This is a genomic window from Arthrobacter sp. BG3 (assembly GCF_056680185.1).
This window is the reverse complement of sequence record NZ_CM155270.1, coordinates 1,503,287-1,525,038: the sequence shown is the minus strand read 5'-3', so window position 1 is coordinate 1,525,038 and position 21,752 is coordinate 1,503,287. Positions and strand designations below refer to the sequence as shown.

Below are 21,752 nucleotides of genomic sequence, written 5' to 3'. Positions count from 1 at the left end.
TTGGCGGTGACGGTGGGATTTGAACCCACGTTGGCTTTCACCAAACAACATTTCGAGTGTTGCACCTTCGGCCGCTCGGACACGTCACCAACCTGAATAGGTTACCGGAGCACAGCGCTCATCCACAAAACGGGGCCGCAAGACGCGCCGGGCGCCGCCGCCTGAACCGGCAAACGGCTCCCCAAGAGACCGCCCACCACCGCCCACCGGCGGCGCGCCCGGACCGGCCATACTTCCCCGCGAATGGGCCGGGGGACTAGATTCGTCAGCAAGATGACAAACGCAGCCAAACAGCCAGCACACCGCACCACAGCCACCGCGTACTGGACCGTCGGCCCCGAGAAGGGGGAGCTCCGGCGCGAGGACCTGCCCACCCCTGGCCCCGGCGAAGCGCTGGTCCGCACCCTGTTTTCCGGCATCAGCAAAGGCACCGAACTGGTGGTGCACAACGCCCGCGTGCCCGAATGCGTGGCGGAGGAGATGGCCGCCCCGAACCAGGAGGGCTCCTTCCCGTCCCCGGTGAAATTCGGCTACCTCTCCGTCGGCGTGGTCGAGGACGGCCCGGCGGACTGGCTGGGGAAGACGGTCTTTTGCCTGTACCCGCACCAGGACCGCTACGTCGTCCCGGTGGATTCACTCACCGTGGTTCCGGATGATGTCCCCGCCCGCCGCGCCGTCCTGACCGGCACCGTCGAGACCGCGATCAACGGGATCTGGGAGGCCGGGCCCCGCCTCGGCGACCGCGTCGCCGTGATCGGCGGCGGCCTCGTCGGCGGCATGGTGGCCAAGCTGCTGAGCACCTTCCCGCTCGGACGGCTGCAGCTGGTCGACGTCGACCCGGCCAAGCGGGCCTTCGCCGAAACGCTCGGCGTCGAGTTCAGCCACCCCGATGACGCCCTGGGGGACTGCGACATCGTGATCCACTGCTCCGCGTCGGAGGCAGGCCTGGCGCGCGCACTGCAGCTCGCGGGCGACGACGGCGACGTCATCGAAATGTCCTGGTACGCCGACCGCAGAGTCACCGTGCCGCTCGGCGAGGACTTCCACGCCCGCCGGCTGTCCATCCGCGCCAGCCAGGTCGGCGTCGTGGCCCGCGCCCGCCGCCACCGCCGCACCAACGCCGACCGGCTCCGGCTCGCCGTCTCGCTGCTGAGCGATCCCGGCTTCGACGCGTTCCTCACCGGATCGTCCGCCCTCACCGAGCTGCCCGACGTCGTCCAGCGGCTCTCCGACGGCGCACTGGACGCGCTCTGCCACGTGATTGAATATCCGGCCGGTGTCGGCTCGGTCCGTGACCACTCGGTCGGCAAAGTACCGGACCGTGAAGACCCCGCCACCGCATCAACCCACACAGAAGCCACGAGGTAAATCCGTGTTCAGCCTGACCGTCCGCCGCAACTTCATGATCGCCCACAGCCTCCCGCGCCCTGCTTTCGGCCCAGCCCAGGGCATGCACGGCGCCACGTTCGTCACGGAGGTGACTTTCCGGCGCCGGAGCCTGAACGAGGACTCGATCGTGCTGGACATCGGCGAGGCCGGCGAGGTGCTGGATGCAATCCTCGAAGGCCTGAACTACAAGAACCTGGACGAGCACCCGGACTTTGCCGGCAGGCTCAGCACCACCGAGGCCCTGGCCCAGTACGTCGCCGACGCCGTGGCAGCCCAGATCCGTCCCGGCGCGGACGGGCGTGAGCTGGCCGGACTGGAGGTCACCCTGCGCGAAACCCCCGACGCCTGGGCCAGCTACTCGCTCGACTTTGAGGCCAGCTAGGGGTTCGGTGCCGGCCGGAAACAGGGTGCGGCACGACGGCCTCCGGGTCCGCCTCGTGGTGCCCGGCAACGTGCGCCACAACTCGGGCGGCAACGTCTACAACGCGGCCCTCGCCCGGGAGCTTGCCGCGCTTGGAGTTGAAGTGGACATCTGCCCGCTCGACGGCGGCTGGCCGGTGGGCAGCGCAGCGGACCGGCAGCGGCTGGCCGCCCTCCTGTGCGACGGCTATGAGCGGGACGGCCCCGGCGGCCTCGATGCCGGCATCGACCTCATCGGCGCCGGCGGCAACGGCGCCCGCGCCGGGCGAACGGTCACCCTCGTCGACGGGCTCCTCGCGTGCGGGGCACCCGATGAACTGGCAGCCGCCGCGGCAGCCGGCCGGGCCGCCTGGATCCTGCTGCACATGCCGCTCGACGACGCCGGCCATGACGAGGCCGGGCTGGAACGCCGGGCACTGCGGGCGGCAGCCGGGGTGATCTGCACCAGCGGCTCGGCCGCAGCCGGGATCCGGGCCCGGCACGGGCTGGACGGCGTCCGGGTTGCCCTGCCCGGTACGGACAGCGCCGCACTGGCGTCCGGGTCGGAGCCTCCGCATTTCCTGGCCGTGGCCGCCCTGCTGCCGAACAAGGACCAGACCCTGCTGATCGCCGCGCTGTCGGCCCTGCCGGACATACCTTGGACCGCCTCCCTGGTTGGCTCCGACACCGCCGATCCGGGCTACGCCGCGATCCTCCGGGACACGGTGAAGCGGCTGGGGCTGCAGGACCGCATCCGGATCCGGGGGGAACTGCGGGGGCCCGCACTCGAGGCGGAATGGGCCGCGGCAAATCTCAGCCTGCTCATCTCGCAGGCCGAGACATACGGGCTTGTGGTCACGGAATCGATTGCGCGGGGCGTGCCCGTGGTCGTCCGGGCCGGCACCGGCGCCGTCGAAGCACTCGCAGCCGGCGCCCACGCGCGGGCGCCCGACTTACCTGATGCGTTAACCCCTGCAGCGAACCCCGCACCAACGTCGGCGACGGAACGCACCGCCGACCTGCCGGGTGCCGCCGTCGCCCTTGGCCCGGACCCGGCACCCCTGACGAAGGTGCTGCGGCGCTGGCTGAGCGACCCCTGGGTCCGCGCCCGCTGGCGGGCCGCCGCGGTTGACGCCCGGGAGCGTCTGCCCGGCTGGGACGCCACGGCCCGGACCGTGCTGGCAGCCCTGGACCCGGGGCTTCCCGCTGCGCAGCAGCCGGCTGATGCGCAGGAATTGGCTGCTGCGGAAGATTCCCCTGCCGCGCCGGCTGGTGGACAATGACCCCATGACGCCCGAGCCCCTGACCACGCAGCCCCTGACGGCGAACGCGCCGCCGGCCCGGACCCTCACCCGGGAGCGGCTCCGCGCCTGGGCCTGGCACCAACAGGGCCTGGACGGCTCGCTGGCCGGCTGCACCGCGGAACAGGTGTTCGCCCGGGCGGGCTGGGCGCGCTCCGTGGGCGGCGCCAACCCCTACCTCACGCTCTTCGCCCGCGCCGGAATCCGCCGCGCCGAGGTGGACGCCGACGTCGGGGCGCGCCGGATCCTCGAACTCCCGACCGCGCGGGGATGCACCTACGTCCTGGGCCGGGACGACTTCGCGTGGGCGCTGCAGCTCGGGCGGGACGCCGCCGAGGCGGCCGTCAAGGTGGTCGGCCGGCTCGGCGTGGACCGCGGCGAAATCACCCTGCTCGAGGAGCAGGTGCTGCACACGCTCGCCGAAGCCACGGTCCCGATGGACCCGCGGCAGCTCAAGGAGGAACTCGGCGAATCCGTGCGGAACCTCGGTGAGGAAGGGAAGAAAAAAGGCGCCACCACGACACTGCCCACGGCCCTCGGCATCCTGCAGTCCCAGGGCAGGATCCGCCGGGTCCCGGCCAACGGCCGCCTCGACCAGCAGCGCTACGCCTACGAATTGTGGGACCTGCCGCCGAGCCCGCTCGACGACGACGAAGCCCGCGCCGAGCTGGTCCGCCGTTATCTTGGCTGGACCGGAGGCGCCACCTTCAAACAGTCCCAGTGGTTCACGGCCTTCACCGTGGCCCAGAGCAAGGCATCGCTGGCCGCAGCCGGCGCCGTGGAGGTTCCCACCGCCGGCGGGGAGACGCTCTGGATGCTGCCCGACGACGTCGAGCAGCTCGCCGCGTTCCAGGAGCCGGCCGGCGAGCAGATCCAACTGCTCGCCGGAACGGACTCGCTCGCGCTGCTGCGGCGCAACGCCGCCGACCTGCTGGCCGAGGAGGACCTGCACATGAAGGCCCTGGGTTCGCTGGCGCTGCAGGCAGACCTCCCGGACCATCCCATCTTCGACCGGGGCCGGATCATCGGGCTGTGGCAGTACGATCCCGGCAGGGAGGGGATCGTGCCCTGGGTGTTCCACGCAGCCACGCCCGCCGTGACCCGGAGGATTGCCGAAGTCGAGGAATGGATCCGCGAGGACCTGGGCGACTTCCGCGCCTTCGGCCTCGACTCACCGGCCACCCGGCAAAAACGGATCGACGGCCTGGCGGCGGCCGCAGCGGACCCGGCAGCCGGCAGCTAGCGCTTCCGGTCCGCCTCAGGTACGGGGGCAGGCACGGGGAAGGGCGCAGCGAATCGCGTGGGCCAGGGTTCAGGCGCCGCGGTGCGCGGCAAAAAAGTCGCGCAGCAAGGCCGCGCATTCCTGCTCCCGGACCCCGCCGTACACCTCCACCCAGTGGTTGAGCCGGCGCTCGCGGAGGACATCGAACACGGAGCCGGCGGCCCCGGCCTTCTCGTCCCAGGCGCCGAAGACCACGCGCGGGATCCGGGCCAGCACCACGGCCCCCGCGCACATGGCGCAGGGCTCCAGCGTCACCACGAGCGTGCAGTCCGCCAGGCGCCAGCCGTCGCCGGCGCGCCCGCCCCCGCCGCCCGGCTCCTGCAGCCGCGCGGCCGCGGCGCGGATGGCCACCATCTCCGCGTGCGCCGTCGGGTCCCCAAGGGCCTCCCGCTCGTTGCGCCCGCTGCCGAGCACGGTGCCGTCGGGACCGATGACGACCGCGCCGATCGGCACGTCGGCCGTGTCCAGCGCGGCACGCGCCTCGGTGAGGGCAAGGCCCATCCATTCGGCATGGCGCGGCTCAGGGGAAGTCATGGCTCAATGATAGTTTCGGTACTAAGCACGCTGTGCAGCACGGCTGCCGGCACCAACATTCGGGAGATACCGTGAACACCGGGATAGAGAGCTGGCTGACACAGCGCTGGGGCAAATGGGTGGTGCCGTACGCCGCGCTGTGGGTCACCATGCTCATCGGCGGCGCGATGGTCCTGGTTCTGGCGCTCGTCAGTGCCGAGGTCTACGACAACGTCGTGGACGACGCCGGCCTGGCCAACCTGGACAAGCCCACCCTCGGGATGATGGAAGAGCTCCGCAACCCCGGCCTCGACGCGTTCGTGACGGGGTTCACCAACATCGGGGGCGGGATTGGGATGCCCATCCTGGGCAGCATCCTCACGGCCTGGCTCATCTGGGCCGGCCGGACCTGGCGCCCGCTGATCCTCGTCGGGGGCGCTGCCGCCGTGTCGGTCACCGCGACGGCCGTGGGCAAGAAACTGATCGGCCGGTCCCGGCCGGACCACGCCGACGCCGTGCCGCCCTACGAAAACTCGCCCTCCTTCCCCAGCGGCCACACGCTGAACACCACGGTGGTGATCGGACTCGTGGTCTACCTCGCCTGCCTGCAGATCAAACGCACCATGGCCCGGATCAGCCTGATCGCGGCAGGGGCGATCTTCATCTTCGCAATGGGCATGAGCCGGGTGTACCTGGGCCACCACTGGATGACCGATGTGATCATCGGCTGGGTGCTGGGGCTGGCCTGGGTCGGGATCGTCATACTGGCCCACCGGCTCTTCCATGTCCTGCGGCACCGCGAACACGCCGGACCCGCCCCGACATTTGACCACCCGGCCCACCTGCGCGACGGCTCCACCGGCAGCAGCGCTGACGGGGACACGGACGACGTCGGGGCCCGCGGCCCCGCGGGCGGGCCCCCGGCCGCCGGGTGATAGTTTTGACCCATGCGCACTCTCGTTGTGGACCACCCGCTGGTCGCCCATAAGCTCACCGTTCTGCGGGACAAGAACACCCCGTCCCCGGTCTTCCGCCAGCTCACCGAGGAACTCGTCACGCTCCTGGCGTATGAGGCCACCCGCGAAGTACGCACCGAACCGGTGACCATCGAGACTCCGGTCAGCACCACCATTGGCACCGCCTTCACCAAACCCACCCCGCTGGTGGTTCCCATCCTGCGCGCCGGACTCGGCATGCTCGAGGGCATGACCAAGCTCGTCCCCACGGCAGAGGTCGGCTTCCTGGGCATGGCCCGCGATGAAGAGACCCTGGACATCATCACGTACGCCGAGCGGCTCCCCGAGGACCTCACCGACCGTCAGATCTTCGTCCTGGACCCCATGCTCGCCACCGGCGGCACGCTGCGCGAGGCCATCAAGTTCCTCTTCAAGCGGGGCGCCTCCGACGTCACCTGCATCTGCCTGCTCGCCGCCCCGGAAGGCCTGGCCAAGCTGGAGGAAGAGCTGGCCGACGCCAACGTGACGATCGTGCTCGCCTCGATTGACGAGAAGCTCAACGAAAAGTCCTACATCGTTCCGGGCCTGGGCGACGCCGGCGACCGGCTCTACGGCGTGGCCGGCTAAACCAGCCGCCCTGCGTGGACCGCGCCAAGGACTTCTACGTCAACCAGGTGGGCTTCAATGCCGACTACGACGAGCGGCCCAGGGAGGGTATCCGTTTCGTCCAGCTGACACCGCCGGGCTCCGGCTGCTCGATCGCCATTGGCGAGGGCCTCAATGATGCCCCGCCGGGCACCGCCCCCGGCCTGCAGCTTGTGGTCAGCGACATCCAGGCGGCCCACAAGCAGCTCAAGGACAACGGCGTGGATGTCAGCGACGTCGACGTCCAGGACTGGGGGCATTTTGTCTATTTCGCCGACCCGGACGGCAATAAGTGGGCGGTGCAGTACATCCCCAACCGGTCCGCTGGCTAGGCGCGGGGGCCTTCAGGAAGGCCGCGCCGGCTGTTTAGTACCAGTGGTGGGCCAGGTGGAAGTTCAGGGCGCCGCACGGTGAGCCGTAGCGGTCCTTGACGTACTTCAGGCCCCAGTTGATCTGGGTGCGGTAGTTGGTCCGGTAGTCCGCGCCCGCGCTGGCCATTTTCTCGGCCGGCAGGGACTGGACCACGCCGTAGGCGCCGCTGCTCGGGTTGGTGGCAGTCGTCTCCCAGTCCGATTCCTTGGTCCAGAGCTTCATCAGGCACTGCATCTCGCCGGGCGCCCAGCCGTAGGAGCCCAGTTGCCCCGCCGCATAAGCCTGCGCGCCGGCAGGGTCATTGACGGCAACGGGGGCAGGAGCCGGAGCAGGAGCCGGGGCCGGGGCCGGTGCGGGGGCCGGTGCGGGTGCAGGGGCCGGTGCGGGCGCCGGAGCGGGGGCAGGGGCGGGTGCTTCGGCGGGCTTCACCTCGGCTGGCTGGGCCGCGACGACACCGGCGGGGATGACGGCCTGGTTATCGGCCCGGACGCGTTCAAAATCGAGGTGCGTCAGCGGATCCGCGGTGGTGGCTGCCTGCGTGGAACTGCCTGCACTGGCATTGCGGGCGGCGGTCTCGGATGCCTGGCCGGCTGCGCCGACCCCCACGATGACCGCACACGCGGCGGCAACGACGGCCACGCGGCGCCCGGTTGCGCCGAGGCCGTTGCCAAACCGGGCCAGGGCCGAAGCGGGCTTGGCGGGTTCAGCGCGGTGGCGCGACAGGGTGGAGCGGGTTGTCTTTGCAGCGTCGTCAGGGCGTGATTGTGCCTGGAATTCAGTCATGAGTGCCTCTCAACGCCTGCGGAGTTAGCTGTCGGGTTCGGATGAGGTCATCCGGCCGCACGGAAATTCACGTGTCGGCTTCACCCCAAGGGCGCAAAGATGCAAAATGCCCGGGAACTCTGGGTCCCCCGCCTCTGCCTGGTCGAGCGGAATCCGGGAGGCGGCAGAGTTTGGCGTGCATCCGGACATGCGGCCCTAGTGATGGCCGCACCCTAAAGACCGTACAGGACGTAGGCGGCTAAGTCACATTTTGGTAACAGGGATCACGGCAGCGGTGTGGCGTCTTGCGCCGTGCTCAGCAGCCGGCGGTCTTTGGCCGCAACCGGAGGCTTAGCCGCAGCAGGTCCTTTAGCCGCACCCGGGGGGTTGGCCGCACCCGGAGCTTCAGCCGCAGGGGGAGCATCCGGCAACCGCACGGTGAACTCTGTCCGTCCCGGGACCGACGTGACGCTGACAGTCCCGCCATGGGCCTCAACAATTGACTGCACGATGGACAAGCCCAACCCGCTGGTTCCCTCGGCGGACGCGCTGGTGATGGTGGCGGCGGAGGCAGCGGCCGCCGGGGACCCCGGAAGCGTCCGGGGCGGGTGGACCGGAAGGCGGGGAAGGTGCGTGTGGCCGGGTCCCGACGTCGTGTTGGCCACCGGATTCTTCCGGGACGCGTCCGCGCGCGTGAAACGCGCAAAGACGCGGTCCACGAACCCGGGGGCGATCCCTGGGCCGTTGTCCGTTACGGTCATCACGGCACTCCCGTCCGGGGCGCGCTTCACCCCGGTCACCACCATGGTGCCCGGTCCGGTGTGCTTTCGCGCGTTGGAGAGCAGGTTTGCCAGCACCTGGTGGAGCTGGGTCGCGTCGCCGCGGACCACCACAGGCTCCTCCGGAAGCTCCAGATGCCAGACCCGGTCCGGGGCGATGACTTTCTCATCGCTCACCGTCTCGATGGCCAGTTGGGTGAGGTCCACCTCGCTGAGCTTGAGGGGCTGGCCCTCATCCAGCCGGGCAAGCAGGAGCAGGTCCTCCACCAGGGTGGTCATCCGTTCGGACTGGCTCTGCACGCGGGCGAGGGACCTCTGGCCGTCGGGGGTGAAGTGTTCGGTCATCCGCATCAGCTCGGTGTATCCGCGGATGGCAGTGAGGGGGGTGCGCAGCTCGTGGGAGGCATCCGCCACGAACTGTCGGACCTTCGTCTCACTCTTCTGCCGGGCTTCGAGCGCGTTGGAGACGTTGTCCAGCATCAGGTTCAGGGCATGCCCGACGCTGCCGACCTCGGTTCCCGGATGGGCTGCGGAGTCCGGCACCCGCATGGCAAGTCCCACTTCGCCGGCGTCGAGCGGGAGGCGGGAGACCTGCGTCGCCACTTCGGAGAGCTGGTCGAGGGGCTTCATGGTCCTGCGGATCAGTGCCGTCCCGGCCAGGCCGATCACAACGAGTCCGCCGGCGGAGACCAGCGTCATGGTCCAGACCAGGGAGGCAAGGGTGTTCTGCTTCTCGGCGAGCGGCAGCCCGGTCACAATCACGTCGCCGTCCGGGGTCTCGGCGGCAACAAGCCGGTAGGCTCCCGCGGACAGGGTCCGGTCCACGGAACCGTTCCGGGGGGTCAGCTTAAGGAGAATTTCGTCGTCGTCGTCGGTGAGGGACCTGCGGGTGGCGTCATCGGCGAGGAAGCCGGCGCTGCGGACCGAATCATCCACGATCCTCGCGTTCAGGGTGCCGGTCCCCTGGCCCCGCGCGTCAAGGGGATCGGCGCGGCCGCCGGTGCGGCCAAATTCGCGGGCACGGGCCGCGGCCTGCACCAGTTGGGTGTCGAGCTGCTTACTCAGGAACGAGTCCATCGAGGCATAGCTGACGAGGCCGACCGCACCGCAGATTGCCACGAGCAGGGCCATGGTGACGAGGACCAGCCGGGTGCGCAGGTGCCAGGTGGACGGGTTGCGCCAATTGAGCCCGGAGGCACGGCTGCTGGCGGGGCGTTCAGGCACTGATCAGTCCGCCGGCTTCAGGACGTAGCCGGCGCCCCGCACCGTATGGATCATGGGCGGGTAGTTGGCGTCGACCTTCTTGCGCAGGTAGGAGATGTAGAGCTCCACGATGTTGGCCTGGCCGCCGAAGTCGTAGTCCCAGACCCGGTCCAGGATCTGGGCTTTGCTGACAACCCGTTTCGGGTTCTCCATGAGGTAGCGCAGCAGCTCGAACTGGGTCGCCGTGAGGTGGAGTTCCTCGCCCGCGCGCCGCACTTCCCGCGTGTCGACGTTGAGTACGAGATCGCCGACGACGAGTTCGGCTGTATCCATGGCTGCCACGCCGGAACGCTGGACCAGCCGGTGCAGCCGCAGTAGCACTTCCTCCATGCTGAACGGTTTGGTCACGTAGTCGTCGCCGCCCGCGGCCAGCCCGGTGATCCGGTCCTGGACGGCGTCCTTGGCGGTCAGGAACAGCGCCGGCACCTCCGGAGCGAAGGCGCGGATCCTGCCCAGCAGCTCAACGCCGTCGAACCCGGGAAGCATCACGTCGAGCACTAGCACGTCGGGGCGGAAATCCTTGGCAAGCTTCACTGCTTCGGGGCCGTCGGCGGCGACTGCGACCGACCAGCCCGCCATTCGCAGGCCCATGCTCATCAGCTCGGAGAGGCTGGGTTCGTCGTCCACGACCAGGGCGCGGATGGGGGAGCCATCCGGGTGGGTGAGCTGGGGGAGATTGTTGGTCATGGAGTGCGAGGTGGCCATGGGACAACTCTCCGATCTGACGGTTAGGTGCGGCTTAGGGGATCCTGTGCGACACCTGTGAATCCCAGCCTAGCGAGCTGGGCATCCTTAAATCCGTTGGTGAGGACATGTTTTCCCGAAAACCGGGTGACCACTCTGTGGAACGCTGGACATCCAAAGGTAAGTAGGCGAACGGTTTTGTTGATTCCCGTTACAGTGAATAATTTCGGGAATATGGTGGTTTGGGGCGAACATTCTTCGACTTAAGTGCTCAATGCTGCCCCGGTTGACCGGAACAGTGGTTGTTCTGTTGCCGCGCCAGAATTGTGATCTGCACTACAATTCCTCAGTTCATCTCACATCGTGGACTTTAGGGTCCATTGTTACTTGCAAGTTTTCATTGTTACGTTGCACACTTCAATTGTGAACAAGAACTCAACAGCACCTGCAGCCGCAGTTTTTTGGATCAGCCCACCCGCTGATACCGAGAAGCGCTGTTGTCGAATGCACGCCTAACTTTTACACCCCAAAGGTTTCTAGGCATTCGCCCCCAGCCCAGCGTCGGGCGCCCCTCCCCAGTTTTCATTGCGGGGAAAAGTAGCATTCGAGCCGCGATGACGGCCATTCACATTGAGGTAAGCAATCCATGTCAGTTGCATCCGGATACGTCCACATCTCCGTCCGTAACGCCAGCAAGGCCGGCCAGGCCTCCGGTATCCGCCAGGGTTTCGGCAGCCGCGCCTCCTTCGCCCCCGCCGGATCCGGTAACAGCTTCCCCGCTCCGGGCTATGCGCCGCAGGGCTACAACCCGAACTCCTACGGACAGCTCCGCGCTGTTCCGCCGGCGCCGGCCACGGCCCCGACTCCCGTGATTGCGCCGGGCAGCGGCAGCCCCGTCCGTCCCGTCCCGAGCGACAACGTTGCCCGCGGATTTGTGCTCTACATGGGCATCGACGAGGAAACAGCGGCGGCCGCCGGCACGTCCATTGCCAAGCTGGCCCAGGACATCCGGGCCTACGCCCAGTCCCTGGTTTCCGGCGCCGAAAGCTACGCCGCTGTCGCCGTCGCCCCGGCCAGCGCCCCGGGCTCCGCGCTCGACGTCGTCCGTTCCACCTTGGGTGACCCCACGGTCGGCGCCCGTCAGCGTTCCGAGACGGCCCGCCTGCAGCAGCCGCAGGACCCGCGCCCGGCCGGCGTGCTGATTGACCTTGCCCGCCGCGAGGTGGCGCTGGACGGCGAATCCCTGAACCTTACGTTCAAGGAGTTCGAGCTCCTCAACTACCTCGTCGAGAACGGCACCCGCACCGTGGGCCGTGACGAGCTGCTTGAGGGCCTGTGGCGGAACGCCGAAGAGGTGCCCAACGAGCGCACCATCGACGTCCACATCCGCCGCCTGCGCTCCAAGCTGGGCCGTCTCGCCAACACCGTGCGTACGGTCCGCGGCCAGGGCTACCGCTTCTATGAGCACCCCGAAGTTGTTGTCTGGGCCGCTCCGGAATACTCGATCTAGGTTCCAGCCCACGCAAAGCGTCCGTCCCTGAACTGGGGCGGGCGCTTTTGCTGTCTCCGGAAGCGAAGCGGCTCTCCGCCGTGCCTTTGACACCTCCTTCGGTCGCGTTGTTGGGCCCTGTTGCGCTTCGGGGGTGCGGCGTAGTCTCGGACCGTTGAACCGACTATTGGGAGGAAGATATGTCTGTTGCAAGGATTACTACCCTGAGCGCGAACTCCAAGACCTCGTTCGATGCCGCCATCAAGGAGGGCGTCGACCGGGCCAACAAAACCCTGCGCAATGTCACCGGGGCGTGGGTGAAGGAACAGAAGGTTGAAATCAGCGACGGCGCCATCGCGGGCTGGCACGTTGTACTGGAAGTGACTTTCGTCCTTGACGACTGAGCAAACGCTGGTGGGATGCGCGCCCTGGATCAGCCGCCGCACTAGGATTGGTCCATGAGCGCGCATCACATCAAACGGCTGGTGATTATGCGCCATGCCAAGTCGGACTGGCCGGGCGGGGTCGCGGATCACGACCGCCCGCTTGAAGAGCGCGGCCACCGCGATGCCCCGCAGGCCGGAAAATGGCTGTTGAAGCACGGTGTGGTCCCCGATTTCATCCTTTGCTCCAGCGCGCTGCGCACCCGGCAGACCTGCACCTGGGTCTGCAGCGAACTCGGCGACAAAGCTCCGACGCCGAAACTTGAGGACGGGCTCTACGCCGCCTCGGCGGCGCGGATGCTGAAGGTCATCAACCACGTCCCGGATACCGTGAACACCCTGATGGTGATCTCGCACATGCCGGGCGTGCAGGACCTCGCCATGCACCTCGCCTCCCGCGATTCCAACCATGATGCCTATATGGACGCCGCCAACCGGTACCCCACGAGCGCGCTGACTGTCATGGAGACGGAGAAGTCCTGGGCCGAACTGGACGGCCAGGACGCCCGGCTCACGCATTTCAAGGTTCCCCGGGCCAAATAGCGCCCGGCGGTGCAGGCTGCCCGCGTCCTGGATGCATAGTCATGCAGGCGATTCTGCGGTTTACTGATGCTGTTTACTCGTGGACTACTGGCGATCGGGAGAAAAGGCGGAATCATCGTGGATTCAGGACAGCTCATAGGGATCATTGTCGGCATCGTTGTCGTGCTCGCGATCGTCGTCGTGGCAATCATGCTCAGCCGGAGGCGCAAGGTCGAAGCGAACCGCAACAAGGCCGTTGAAATGCGTGAACAGGCCCGGACCGAGGAGATCGGTGCGAGGGAGCGCGAGGCGCAGGCTGCCCGGGCCGAGGCTGATGCGAAGCAGGCAGAAGTCGAGGCCGAGCGCCTGCGGGAGGAAGCCCGCGATCGCCAGCGTGAAGCGGAGCAGGTTCGTGCCGGCGCGCAGGACCAGCTGCGGAAGGCGGACGAACTGGACCCCGACGTCGTCACCACCGAACGTAAGGCCCCCGCCGGGGAGCAGATGCCCGGCGAAACCGCAGGCCATGAAGAGCTGCGCCGCGACCGCAGCGCGCGGAACGCTGCCCCCGCGGACCAGGCGCCCAACCAGGCGCCCAACCAGGCGCCCAACCCGGCGAGCGGCCGGGAGCCCAACAATGAGGTTCCCAACAATGAGGTTCCCAACAGCCAGGTTCCCCAGGAGCCGGTCCGCGGAGACGAGCCCCGCACTGACAATCCCCGCAACCTCTGATCGTTGGCCCTCCACTAATCTCCGGCGCGCAGGACGTATCTGGCTGCCGGGAACGTCGGGGACAGGCATAGTGGCAGGGTGAACCCCCGCCACTCCGCCCTTGCCCTGCTCGTCGCTGTGCTCTGGGGCGTCAACTTCGTCGCGATCGACCTCGGCCTGCACCCGGTCGGGGCGGAGATGCCGCCGCTTTTGTTCGTGGCGATGCGGTTCACCCTCGTAGTGGTTCCCTGCATCTTCTTCATCCGGAAGCCGGACGTGGGCTGGAAGTCGATCATCGGCGTCGGGCTCCTGATGAGCGCCGGGCAGTTCGGCCTCCTGTATCTGGCCATGGCCCTTGGCATGCCCGCAGGCCTGGCGTCGCTGGTGCTGCAGGCGCAGGTGCTGCTGACGGTGCTCCTGGCCGCGGGCTTGCTCGGCGAGCGGCCGGACCGGCGGCAGTTCGCGGGAGTTGTGCTGGGCGTGGCCGGTCTCGCTGTTGTGGCGGTCGGCCGCAGCCTGGTCGCCCCGGTGCTGCCGCTCATGATCGTGCTCGCCGCGGCGCTGTCCTGGGCCGCCGGCAACATTGTGGCCCGTAAGGCGAAGGCTGCGTCCGGGCTGGGACTCGTGGTGTGGTCCGGGGCGGTGGTTCCGCTGCCCCTGCTGGGACTGTCGCTGCTGGTCGACGGGCCGCCGGCGGTGGGGCAGGCACTGCTGGACGTCCAGCCGGTGACCCTGTTGAGCGCCCTCTACACTGCCGTTTTCGGTTCACTGGTGGGCTACGGGATCTGGAACCGGCTGCTCGGGCTGTACCCGTCCTCCGCCGTGGTGCCGTTTACCCTGCTGGTACCTGTGGTGGGGATGTCTGCGGCGTGGCTCGTCCTCGGTGAGGTGCCCACCCCCGCCGAGGTGGCCGGCGGACTCCTGCTGCTCGCCGGGGTGGCGACGGCCGTGCTGCGCCCCTGGAATCTTCGGCGTCGGGACGTCCGGCGGCCGGATGTTCGGCGGCCGGACCCGCGGCGGGACCTGCAGCCGGTTGCCCGGCGGCCGGGTGTTCGGCATCGGCTACCGCGGCCGCAGGCTCAGCGGCGGGTGGAGGTACGAGCGTCGGGACGTGTCGGGGACTTCGCCGCGGATTTGGCAGCGGACGGAGCCCCGCCGGAGGACGCCGGCCGTTTGAGCCCGGAGGAACCCGCCCGCGGGGCGGAACCGCGCGCCGACTGAGACTGCGCTGGCTGGGACCTGGCCGGCTGGGTCCTGGCCGGCTGGGCCGTTGCCGGCCTGCCTGTAGTGGTCCTCGGTACCGGGCGCGGAGCCGCGGTCCGTGACGGCGCGCGCCGGGTGGCCGCCGCCCGGGGTGCTGGGCGCCGGCCGGCCGCCGGACGTGGCTGCAGTGCGCGGCCGGCGCGCGGACGCCTGCCCCGGCCCGGCAGGACTGTGCCGGCAACCAGCAGCAGCAGCGTGGCGGCGCCGGATGCTGCGGCGAGGTAGAAATACAGGTCCGGATGTTCGGCGTCCACCGGGGCCGACAACGCGTCCGGATCAGCGTTAAAAGCCAGGCCCCACTGCCGCAGGAACGCGATGCTGAAAGCGATGAACAGGATGCTCCCGATCCCGCTGGCGGCCAGGGTGCGGTGCCGCCGTCGGATGACCACCTCGGAGACGCACGCCACGTAGGCTGCCGCGGCGGCCGCCAGGAACCACAGGAACACTGTTTCATGCAGGGTGATGCCGGCCAGCGCCAACAGCGCCAGCGCGGCAAGGAACGCTCCGATGGCAATCCTGCCGCTGTTACCCATGTGGCCCATGTGAATAATCATCCCCGAGCGGGGGCTACTTCACGACGTAGCCGCGCATGGACGCCATAATCGCCGTGACACTTTGCTCCCGGGTCCGCTCCGGGTTGTAGGTCTGCCGGTCCAGGCCCACCACGAAGCACGCCCCGAAGATGGCTGTCTCCAGGCTGCCCCGCGACACGGCCGGATCCACCGGGTAGACGGCGGCCACCGCGTCGATCGCCGCACCGACCACGGCGAGCAGGAGGCCGCGGAGCTCGGTGAAGGTGTCCTGCCACTCGCTGGGGGTCCGCCAGTTCTCGCTGACCCAGAGCCGGGCAAAGGAGGGGTACTCGTCCATGAAATCCATGGCCTGGCCGATCATTTCGTCCATCGCCGCGAGCGGGTCGGCCGAGTCGTCCCGGACGCTCAGCAGCCGTGCCAGCAGGATGTCCACCCCGTGGCGCAGCAGCTGGGCGATCAGGTCCGACTTGCTGCCGAAGTTGTAATAGACCGTGCCTTTGGACACCCCGGCGGCCGCAGCGATCTCATCGACCGTCACCCCGGCCACCCCGCGCTCGCCGATCAGTTCCATCGAGGCCTCGAACAGCCTCTGTTTGGTCGCGTTGGTGCGGGCCGGCCGGAGCCGCTTCTCCGCTGCGGCCGGGGTGTCCGCGTCGCCGGGAGAGGCCGTGCTGCTGTCCGTGCGGCTGGTCATACGGTGATCTCCGGTTTCAGGGTCTTCAGGGTCCAGTATTTGTGCTTCCGGACGGCCAGGGTGGACATGGCCGTTCCCAGCACAGTGTAGCCAAGCAGCCCCAGCATCGTGGGCAGGATGACGGCAAGGTCCGCGCCGTAGATCAGGTGCCGCATGCCGTTGACCACGTACCCCATCGGCAGGAGCTGGTGCACCACGTGGAGGGGCTGGGGCGTTGTCTGCCAGGGGAAGGTGCCCCCCGAGGAAACCAGCTGCAGGACCAGCAGGATCAGCACCACGAGCTTGCCGGGGGATCCCAGCAACGCGACGACGCCCTGGATAATCGCACTGAACGCCATGGCGGCGGCCAGCATGAGGAACCACATCAGCCAGGGATGGGCGGGATTGAGCCCCAGCCCCACGTCGACCACCAGGGTGAGCAGGCTCGCCTGGACGGCCGAGACGGCCAGGAACGGAAGCCAGCCGCCGACGGCGATCTTCCACGCAGGGGCGTTCGACGCCAGCGCCCGCTGGGTAACGGGCCGCATCGCCTGGATCAGCATAAAGACGCCGATCCACAGGGCAAGGGTGAGGAAGAACGGTGCCAGGCCTGCGCCGTAGGAGCCCGCCTTGGCCTGCGAGATGTTGCTGACGGCCACCGGGTCCGCCATCACCTTGGCGAGGCGGTCCTTCTGGGTGTCGTCGGGGTTGGGGACCTGCCCGGCACCCTTGGCGAGTTCAGCTGCGAGCGTTCCGGCGCCGTCGGAGGCGGTAGCCGCGCCGCTTTCCAGCTGGGCTGCACCGTCGTCGAGTTTCTGCGCGCCCTCGGAGAGTTTCGCGGCGCCGTCGAGGGCGCTCTGCTGCCCGGCGGCGAGGCTGGCGGCGCCGCCTGCCAGCTGGTCCGCCCCGGTGGACGCCTGGCCAATGGCACCGGCGAGGGCAGGGGTCGCTCCCGCCAGCTTGGCCGCCCCCGAGCTGACGCCGGCGGAGCCGTCCGCCAGTTGCTGGATCTGCGCTGCCGCGGTCGTGAGGGAGGCGGCAGCGCCGGTGGATGCCGGCGCGGCCGGGTGGGCGTCGAAGTCGGCCAGGATTGCCTCCGCCTGGGCCGGGGTGAGGGTGCCGGCCGCGACGAGCCGGCTGTTGGCGGCGACGACCCTGCTGCGCTGTGCCTGGGCGGCTGCCTGTTCGGAGGCGGCCAGCTGTCCGGCGAGGCCCTGCACCTTGGAATTGAGCGCGGCGTTCCCTGCCGCCACCTGCGCGGCGCCGTCCGCGAGTGCCCGGGTATCGGCAGGCAGTGTGGCGGTCTTGTCCTTGAGCTGGGTCAGGCCGCTGCTGAGCTGGGCTGCCCCGGTGCTCAGGGAGTTGGCGCCGTCCCGGAGCTTGAGCTGGCCGTTATAGAGCTCGGCGGCGCCGTTCTTGAGATCGCCCGTGCCCTGGTGGAGGGTGACCGTTCCGTCGTGGACGCTGGCGACGCCGTCGGCGAGTTTGCCGGCGCCGTCCGAAGCTTTGAGCATCTGGGAGTGGATGGTCCCGAACCCGGTGAGGAGCTGGTTGGCGGTTTCCTCGCCGACCTCCGTGGCCACCGTGGTGTGCACGGCGGTGGTGAGTTTGTCGACGATGGTGCTCAGCAGGTAATTGTTCGCGTCATTGGTGGTGACGTTGAGCATGGCCTGGTTGGCGGCGTCGAAGCTGCCGGGGGAGACGAGGTTCGCCGAGAAATCCGTGGGGATCTTCAGGGCGAAGGCGTATTTGCCCGTGCTCACGCCCTGGTCCGCTTCCTCCGTCCCGGAGACTGTCTGCCAGTTGAAGACATGGCCATCCGTGAGGCTCTCCGCGACTTTCCGGCCGGCCTCGAGCCGGGTGCCGTCGGCGGACGTGGCGCCGGTGTCCTCGACGACGAGTGCCGCGTCGATCTGGTTCAGCTTGCCGTAGGGGTCCCAGTTGGCGTAGAGGTACACGGCGCCATAGAGCAGCGGCACCATGGTCAGCGCCAGAATGGTGAGCTTGGGCAGCAGGCCGCCGGTCATGCGCTTGAGTTCGGAGCGGGCCAGCCGCAGCACAGTCACTTTATTTCCTCAGTTTCGAGTGTGTGGGATGCGTGAAGTCGTTCGGGGGCAGGATCGCCGGGGGCCGCGGACTCCGCGTTGCCGATCGCCGCGGTCGGCCCGGTCCAGCCGGCCGGGACGCTCATGACGGTGGCGAGAACGGCGAGCGGCCGCCCGGCGTCGTAAGCCAGTTCCTGAAGCCTCGGCAGCCAGTCGTCCGGATCGCCGTGGCGGTCCGGGGAGTCCACCACGAGCAGGTCCGTGTGCGGGTTGGTCAGGGCAAGCGCCGTGAGCAGTTCGAGCCGCCGGGCGGCCGGAAGCTGCTCGGTCCACAGCCCGGCGATGTCCTCGAAGCGGTTGACCTTGAGCCAGGGCTTGCTGAGCAGCGAACCCCGGTAGCGGCGCGGGATCAGGGCCAGGTCCTCGGTGACGAGGTCGCGGACGCTGAGGTGCTGCTCGGGCTCGTTCACCCCGGGGGAGTCCACCACGGCGCTCGCCTGCCGCAGGGTCTTGATCCGGGCGCTTCCGTCCCACTCTTCGCCGTCCCATTCGAAGTGGCCGGCGGAGGGCTTGAGGCGCCCGCTCAGGGCCAGGGCCAGGGCGGTGCGCTGGGTCTGGCGTTTGTCGGAGACCAGCAGGAGTTCGCCGCGCCGGACCTGCAGGGAGGTGGCCGGCAGCAACTCGTCCCGTCTGCCGTTCACGGAGAGCTGTTGCACGCGGAGCAAGGGGGGCCTTTCGCAGATGAATGTCTACGACAAGGCTAACTGAACTGACCGGTCAGTTCAAATAGATCCTGGAGAGCGACCTGCAGCCCGTCCTGTCCCCGCCGCGGGCCCCCTCCCGCCCGCGCCAACTCCCCGCCCGCGCGAGCTCCCCGCCGAGGTGAGTCTTGGCGCCCGTGTTCCTGAAGAACATGGGCGCGAAATGTCACCTCGGGGGTCAGAGGCCGTACTCCTCCAGCAGCCGGAGCCATACCTCGCTGATCGTGGGGTAGGACGGCACTGCGTGCCACAGCCGGTCCAGCGGCACTTCGCCGACGATCGCGATGGTGGCCGCGTGCAGCAGTTCGGCCACATCGGGACCGGCGAAAGTGGCGCCCAGCAGCACCTGCCGGTCCTCGTCGACCACGAGCTGGGCCCAGCCCTCGTACCGTTCGGCGTGCAGGGAGGATCCGGCCACCTGGATGGGCAGTTCCACGGAGGACGCCCTGAGTCCGTCCTGTTCCGCCTGCCGCACGGTCCGGCCCACGTTGGCGAGTTCCGGGTCGGTGAACACGACGTTGGGAACGGCGTGGTCGTTGGCGGTCCGGGCGTAGCGGCTCCAGGGGGCGGCCGCGCCGCTGAGCGCGCCCTTGGCCCGGGCGGCAATGGCATCGCCCGTGGCGCGCGCCTCGTACTTGCCCTGGTGGGTCAGCATGACATTCCCGGCGGCGTCGCCGGCGGCGTACAGCCACGGGTCGACGTCGTTCCCGGTACCGCCCGCAACCAGGCCCGTGGTGTCGGTGCTGAGCCGCAGTTCCTTCCCCTCCTCTGGAGCGAGGCCGACGGACTCCAGCCCGATGCCTTCGAGTGCGGGATGCCGGCCGGTGGTGACCAGGAGTTTGTCCGCCGTCACCGTAATGCCGCCCTCCAGCTCGAGGCTGAGGGCGCCGTCGTCATTCTCGCGGACGCTCTTGGTTCCGGTGTGGAGATGGAGACCCACGCCGTCCGCACGCAGCCCGGCGGCGACCAGCTTCGCCGCCTCCTCCGGGAAGGCACCCAGCAGGCCGCGGCGCGCCACCAGGGTCACCGTGGCGCCCAGCCGGGCGAAGGCCTGGGCGAGTTCGGTGCCGGCCACCCCGCCGCCCAGGACCGCCAGCCGGTCCGGGATCTCCCGCGCGGAGGTCGCCTCCCTCGTGGTCCAGTACTCCACGTCGGCCAGTCCGTCGATGGGCGGTGCCGTGGGAGAGGACCCGGTGGCCACCACGACGGCGTGCCGCGCCGAGAGCGCGTAGCTGTTGCCGTCCAGTCCCGCGACCTCGACTTTCCGGATGTCCGTGATCCAGCCGTGGCCGCGGATCAGCTCTATCCCGGTGTCCGCGACCCACTTCGCCTGGCCGTCGTCCTGCCAGTTGGACGTGAAGTAGTCGCGGCGTTTAAGCACCGCCGCTGCGTCCAGGGTCCGGGTGACGGCTTCTGCGGCGCCGGGCACGGCCTGCGCCCCGTGGAGGGCGGTGCCCGGGCGCAGCAGCGCCTTGGAGGGCATGCAGGCCCAGTAGGAGCACTCGCCGCCCACCAGTTCGGCCTCGACCAGTACTGCGGTCAGCCCGCCGCGCACCGCGCGGTCCGCCACATTTTCGCCGACGGCGCCGGCGCCGATCACGATGACATCGAATTCCCGTACAAGCTGTGCCGTCATGGCAAGATCCTACGCCCGGAGCCGCGCCGGTGAGCCTCGCGGGAGCCCTTTGCAGGACGTGGGACCACAGCTACTGTGGGGAACATACTTGGGGGAGGGCATGGCGATGACGGCAGACAGCATTGGTGCGGGCGGCGTGGGTACGGGCGGGGCCTTGCCGCACGCGAGGTTCAGTGCGCAGGCAAGGCTGAGGGCTCTTCAGGCGGACATCATGGACCTGATCCTCGAGCGGGAGCTGGAGGCCGGGGACCCACTGCCGACCGAGCATGAGCTGTCGGCCGTGCTGGGCGTTGGCCGTAACACCCTGCGGGAATCCCTGAAAGTGCTCCAGGCCCTGGGCGTGATTGAAATCCGTCATGGCTTCGGCATGTTCGTGGCGCCCAGCAATTTCGATGCCCTCACCGATGGACTCACGTTCCGCGGCCGGTTGTCCCTGCGTCACCTCGGGCAGGAGGCCCTGCAGCTCGTGGATGTCCGTCAGTCGTTGGAGGCCGGGCTGATTGCGGGGGCCATGGACCTGATGACCCCGGAGCACCTGATGGCGATCGAGGAAGCCGTCGTCCGGATGGAGGCCCTGGCCGGCGCGGGGGAAACCTTCGTCGAAGCGGACGCCCAGTTCCACCGCCGGCTGTTCGAGCCGCTCAACAACGAGCTGCTTCTCAGTTTGCTGGACGTTTTCTGGCAGGTTTACCGGAGGCTCTACGTCGAGCTGGGCGGAGCGGAAGGGGTCGACCTCCTGGCGGCAGCGGCCATGCACCGGGGGATCTACGATGCCGTCTCGACCGGCGACAGGGTTCTCGCGGCCCAACGGCTCAACGCCCACTTCGACGGCATCCGTCTCCGGATCAGCCATGCCATCTCGCCGTAGCCGCACGCTTCCGGTCCCCGCGTCAGGCGTAGCGCCGGGAAGCCGGGCGCCGCCGTCGGGCGTTGAACTAAGGACCGGCGCCGAGGCAAGACAAGGGCCGGGAGTTAAATGAAAAAGATCCGCACCGGCGGACCGGTGCGGATCTTTTCTCTGTGCGCCCAAAGGGATTCGAACCCCTGACCTTCTGTTCCGTAGACAGACGCTCTATCCAGCTGAGCTATGGGCGCATCTTCGGCTCCTGGAACTTCTCGCTCCCCGAACCTCGAATTACTTTACGCGAGGGGGGCCATAGTTACAAATCGAAACAGGTGTAATCTAGCCGACTAGACCGGTCTACGTGACCTTAGTCACAAAATGGGGCCTTGTCGTACCGTTGATTCCTTGCATTTCCGGGGTTTTTGATTTCTGCGCCCCCGGACATCCCACATCTTGTCTCAATTTTGCGGTGTGATCTAGCCCTACATTT

Annotated in this window: 21 protein-coding genes, 2 tRNA genes, 1 pseudogene and 1 riboswitch; of the genes and pseudogenes, 13 read left to right on the top strand and 11 right to left on the bottom strand. The window is 68.7% G+C overall.

Going from position 1 to position 21,752, the window contains the following annotated elements; all coding sequences use genetic code 11:
- Position 1: 1 nt before the first annotated feature.
- Positions 2-89 (bottom strand) — tRNA-Ser (locus AC1MFL_RS06660).
- A gap of 184 nt (positions 90-273) precedes the next feature.
- Here AC1MFL_RS06660 and AC1MFL_RS06655 point away from each other — a divergent pair.
- The 4 genes from AC1MFL_RS06655 to AC1MFL_RS06640 are packed head-to-tail and all read left to right on the top strand — an operon-like array spanning position 274 to position 4,332.
- A complete protein-coding gene (locus AC1MFL_RS06655; RefSeq protein WP_479814194.1) occupies positions 274-1,368 on the top strand; it encodes a zinc-dependent alcohol dehydrogenase in 1,095 nt (364 codons plus the stop codon).
- Between the two features lie 4 nt (positions 1,369-1,372).
- Entirely contained in the window at positions 1,373-1,771 is a 399-nt protein-coding gene (locus tag AC1MFL_RS06650) for a 6-pyruvoyl trahydropterin synthase family protein (RefSeq protein ID WP_479814192.1), read from the top strand.
- A 7-nt stretch (positions 1,772-1,778) separates the two neighbouring features.
- On the top strand, positions 1,779-3,071 hold the full coding sequence (locus AC1MFL_RS06645; protein WP_479814189.1) for a glycosyltransferase: 1,293 nt from the start codon (positions 1,779-1,781) through the stop codon (positions 3,069-3,071).
- A gap of 4 nt (positions 3,072-3,075) precedes the next feature.
- Positions 3,076-4,332: a DNA glycosylase AlkZ-like family protein gene (locus tag AC1MFL_RS06640; protein WP_479814187.1), complete on the top strand. Its 1,257-nt coding sequence runs from the start codon at positions 3,076-3,078 to the stop codon at positions 4,330-4,332.
- Between the two features lie 69 nt (positions 4,333-4,401).
- Here AC1MFL_RS06640 and AC1MFL_RS06635 read toward each other — a convergent pair whose 3' ends face one another.
- Positions 4,402-4,905: a nucleoside deaminase gene (locus AC1MFL_RS06635; protein WP_479814185.1), complete on the bottom strand. Its 504-nt coding sequence runs from the start codon at positions 4,903-4,905 to the stop codon at positions 4,402-4,404.
- 71 nt (positions 4,906-4,976) lie between these two features.
- Here AC1MFL_RS06635 and AC1MFL_RS06630 point away from each other — a divergent pair, with 71 nt between their 5' ends.
- The 3 genes from AC1MFL_RS06630 to AC1MFL_RS06620 are packed head-to-tail and all read left to right on the top strand — an operon-like array spanning position 4,977 to position 6,817.
- Positions 4,977-5,819 carry a phosphatase PAP2 family protein gene (locus tag AC1MFL_RS06630; protein WP_479814183.1) on the top strand — a complete coding sequence of 281 codons (843 nt, stop codon included), beginning with the start codon at positions 4,977-4,979 and terminating at the stop codon, positions 5,817-5,819.
- 12 nt (positions 5,820-5,831) lie between these two features.
- Positions 5,832-6,467 carry a uracil phosphoribosyltransferase gene (upp, locus tag AC1MFL_RS06625; RefSeq protein ID WP_024366205.1) on the top strand — a complete coding sequence of 212 codons (636 nt, stop codon included), beginning with the start codon at positions 5,832-5,834 and terminating at the stop codon, positions 6,465-6,467.
- Between the two features lie 14 nt (positions 6,468-6,481).
- Complete coding sequence (locus tag AC1MFL_RS06620; RefSeq protein ID WP_479814181.1) at positions 6,482-6,817, top strand: VOC family protein; 336 nt, start codon at positions 6,482-6,484, stop codon at positions 6,815-6,817.
- A 34-nt stretch (positions 6,818-6,851) separates the two neighbouring features.
- Here AC1MFL_RS06620 and AC1MFL_RS06615 read toward each other — a convergent pair whose 3' ends face one another.
- The 3 genes from AC1MFL_RS06615 to AC1MFL_RS06605 form a co-directional block, all read right to left on the bottom strand.
- Positions 6,852-7,640 carry an aggregation-promoting factor C-terminal-like domain-containing protein gene (locus AC1MFL_RS06615; protein WP_479814180.1) on the bottom strand — a complete coding sequence of 263 codons (789 nt, stop codon included), beginning with the start codon at positions 7,638-7,640 and terminating at the stop codon, positions 6,852-6,854.
- Position 7,641: 1 nt separating this feature from the next.
- Positions 7,642-7,799: riboswitch (cyclic di-AMP (ydaO/yuaA leader) on the bottom strand.
- Positions 7,800-7,903: 104 nt separating this feature from the next.
- Positions 7,904-9,622: an ATP-binding protein gene (locus AC1MFL_RS06610; RefSeq protein WP_479814178.1), complete on the bottom strand. Its 1,719-nt coding sequence runs from the start codon at positions 9,620-9,622 to the stop codon at positions 7,904-7,906.
- Positions 9,623-9,625: 3 nt separating this feature from the next.
- Complete coding sequence (locus AC1MFL_RS06605) at positions 9,626-10,366, bottom strand: response regulator transcription factor (RefSeq protein ID WP_479814177.1); 741 nt, start codon at positions 10,364-10,366, stop codon at positions 9,626-9,628.
- Between the two features lie 625 nt (positions 10,367-10,991).
- Here AC1MFL_RS06605 and AC1MFL_RS06600 point away from each other — a divergent pair.
- From AC1MFL_RS06600 to AC1MFL_RS06580, 5 genes and pseudogenes are all read left to right on the top strand, one after another.
- On the top strand, positions 10,992-11,855 hold the full coding sequence (locus AC1MFL_RS06600; RefSeq protein ID WP_479814175.1) for a winged helix-turn-helix domain-containing protein: 864 nt from the start codon (positions 10,992-10,994) through the stop codon (positions 11,853-11,855).
- 179 nt (positions 11,856-12,034) lie between these two features.
- The gene (locus AC1MFL_RS06595) at positions 12,035-12,238 is read left to right on the top strand and encodes a dodecin family protein (protein WP_479814173.1); all 204 of its coding nucleotides are present in this window, start codon (positions 12,035-12,037) and stop codon (positions 12,236-12,238) included.
- 54 nt (positions 12,239-12,292) lie between these two features.
- Positions 12,293-12,820: a SixA phosphatase family protein gene (locus AC1MFL_RS06590; protein WP_479814171.1), complete on the top strand. Its 528-nt coding sequence runs from the start codon at positions 12,293-12,295 to the stop codon at positions 12,818-12,820.
- Positions 12,821-12,937: 117 nt separating this feature from the next.
- Complete coding sequence (locus AC1MFL_RS06585) at positions 12,938-13,528, top strand: hypothetical protein (RefSeq protein WP_479814169.1); 591 nt, start codon at positions 12,938-12,940, stop codon at positions 13,526-13,528.
- 78 nt (positions 13,529-13,606) lie between these two features.
- Positions 13,607-14,506 (top strand): annotated as a pseudogene (locus AC1MFL_RS06580) (EamA family transporter); the annotation flags it as partial.
- A gap of 80 nt (positions 14,507-14,586) precedes the next feature.
- Here the strand turns inward: AC1MFL_RS06580 and AC1MFL_RS06575 are convergent.
- The 5 genes from AC1MFL_RS06575 to AC1MFL_RS06555 form a co-directional block, all read right to left on the bottom strand.
- Positions 14,587-15,312, bottom strand: a complete 726-nt coding sequence (locus AC1MFL_RS06575; RefSeq protein ID WP_479814167.1) for a hypothetical protein — start codon at positions 15,310-15,312, stop codon at positions 14,587-14,589.
- Between the two features lie 25 nt (positions 15,313-15,337).
- Positions 15,338-15,997, bottom strand: coding sequence for a TetR/AcrR family transcriptional regulator (locus AC1MFL_RS06570; protein ID WP_479814165.1), 660 nt, complete (start codon positions 15,995-15,997; stop codon positions 15,338-15,340).
- Positions 15,994-18,042: a YhgE/Pip family protein gene (locus AC1MFL_RS06565; protein ID WP_479814163.1), complete on the bottom strand. Its 2,049-nt coding sequence runs from the start codon at positions 18,040-18,042 to the stop codon at positions 15,994-15,996. Before AC1MFL_RS06565 ends, AC1MFL_RS06570 begins: the two co-directional genes overlap by 4 nt.
- Positions 18,039-18,746, bottom strand: coding sequence for an ABC transporter ATP-binding protein (locus tag AC1MFL_RS06560; protein WP_479814161.1), 708 nt, complete (start codon positions 18,744-18,746; stop codon positions 18,039-18,041). Before AC1MFL_RS06560 ends, AC1MFL_RS06565 begins: the two co-directional genes overlap by 4 nt.
- A 214-nt stretch (positions 18,747-18,960) precedes the next feature.
- Positions 18,961-20,418, bottom strand: coding sequence for a dihydrolipoyl dehydrogenase family protein (locus AC1MFL_RS06555; protein ID WP_479814159.1), 1,458 nt, complete (start codon positions 20,416-20,418; stop codon positions 18,961-18,963).
- Between the two features lie 106 nt (positions 20,419-20,524).
- Between AC1MFL_RS06555 and AC1MFL_RS06550 the strand changes: the two genes are divergently transcribed.
- Positions 20,525-21,286 (top strand): FadR/GntR family transcriptional regulator, encoded by a 762-nt coding sequence (locus AC1MFL_RS06550; protein ID WP_479814157.1) that lies wholly within the window; start codon positions 20,525-20,527, stop codon positions 21,284-21,286.
- Positions 21,287-21,439: 153 nt separating this feature from the next.
- On the opposite strand, the gene AC1MFL_RS06545 is transcribed toward AC1MFL_RS06550, so the two are convergent.
- Positions 21,440-21,513, bottom strand: a tRNA-Arg gene (locus AC1MFL_RS06545).
- Positions 21,514-21,752: the final 239 nt, after the last annotated feature.

Coding starts and splice junctions, on each gene's coding strand:
- AC1MFL_RS06655 (WP_479814194.1), top strand. CDS start 274: ATGACAAACGCAGCCAAACAGCCAGCACACCGCACCACAGCCACCGCG.
- AC1MFL_RS06640 (WP_479814187.1), top strand. CDS start 3,076: ATGACGCCCGAGCCCCTGACCACGCAGCCCCTGACGGCGAACGCGCCG.
- AC1MFL_RS06635 (WP_479814185.1), bottom strand. CDS start 4,905: ATGACTTCCCCTGAGCCGCGCCATGCCGAATGGATGGGCCTTGCCCTC.
- upp (WP_024366205.1), top strand. CDS start 5,832: ATGCGCACTCTCGTTGTGGACCACCCGCTGGTCGCCCATAAGCTCACC.
- AC1MFL_RS06615 (WP_479814180.1), bottom strand. CDS start 7,640: ATGACTGAATTCCAGGCACAATCACGCCCTGACGACGCTGCAAAGACA.
- AC1MFL_RS06605 (WP_479814177.1), bottom strand. CDS start 10,366: ATGGCCACCTCGCACTCCATGACCAACAATCTCCCCCAGCTCACCCAC.
- AC1MFL_RS06600 (WP_479814175.1), top strand. CDS start 10,992: ATGTCAGTTGCATCCGGATACGTCCACATCTCCGTCCGTAACGCCAGC.
- AC1MFL_RS06595 (WP_479814173.1), top strand. CDS start 12,035: ATGTCTGTTGCAAGGATTACTACCCTGAGCGCGAACTCCAAGACCTCG.
- AC1MFL_RS06590 (WP_479814171.1), top strand. CDS start 12,293: ATGAGCGCGCATCACATCAAACGGCTGGTGATTATGCGCCATGCCAAG.
- AC1MFL_RS06575 (WP_479814167.1), bottom strand. CDS start 15,312: ATGGGCCACATGGGTAACAGCGGCAGGATTGCCATCGGAGCGTTCCTT.
- AC1MFL_RS06570 (WP_479814165.1), bottom strand. CDS start 15,997: ATGACCAGCCGCACGGACAGCAGCACGGCCTCTCCCGGCGACGCGGAC.
- AC1MFL_RS06555 (WP_479814159.1), bottom strand. CDS start 20,418: ATGACGGCACAGCTTGTACGGGAATTCGATGTCATCGTGATCGGCGCC.
- AC1MFL_RS06550 (WP_479814157.1), top strand. CDS start 20,525: ATGACGGCAGACAGCATTGGTGCGGGCGGCGTGGGTACGGGCGGGGCC.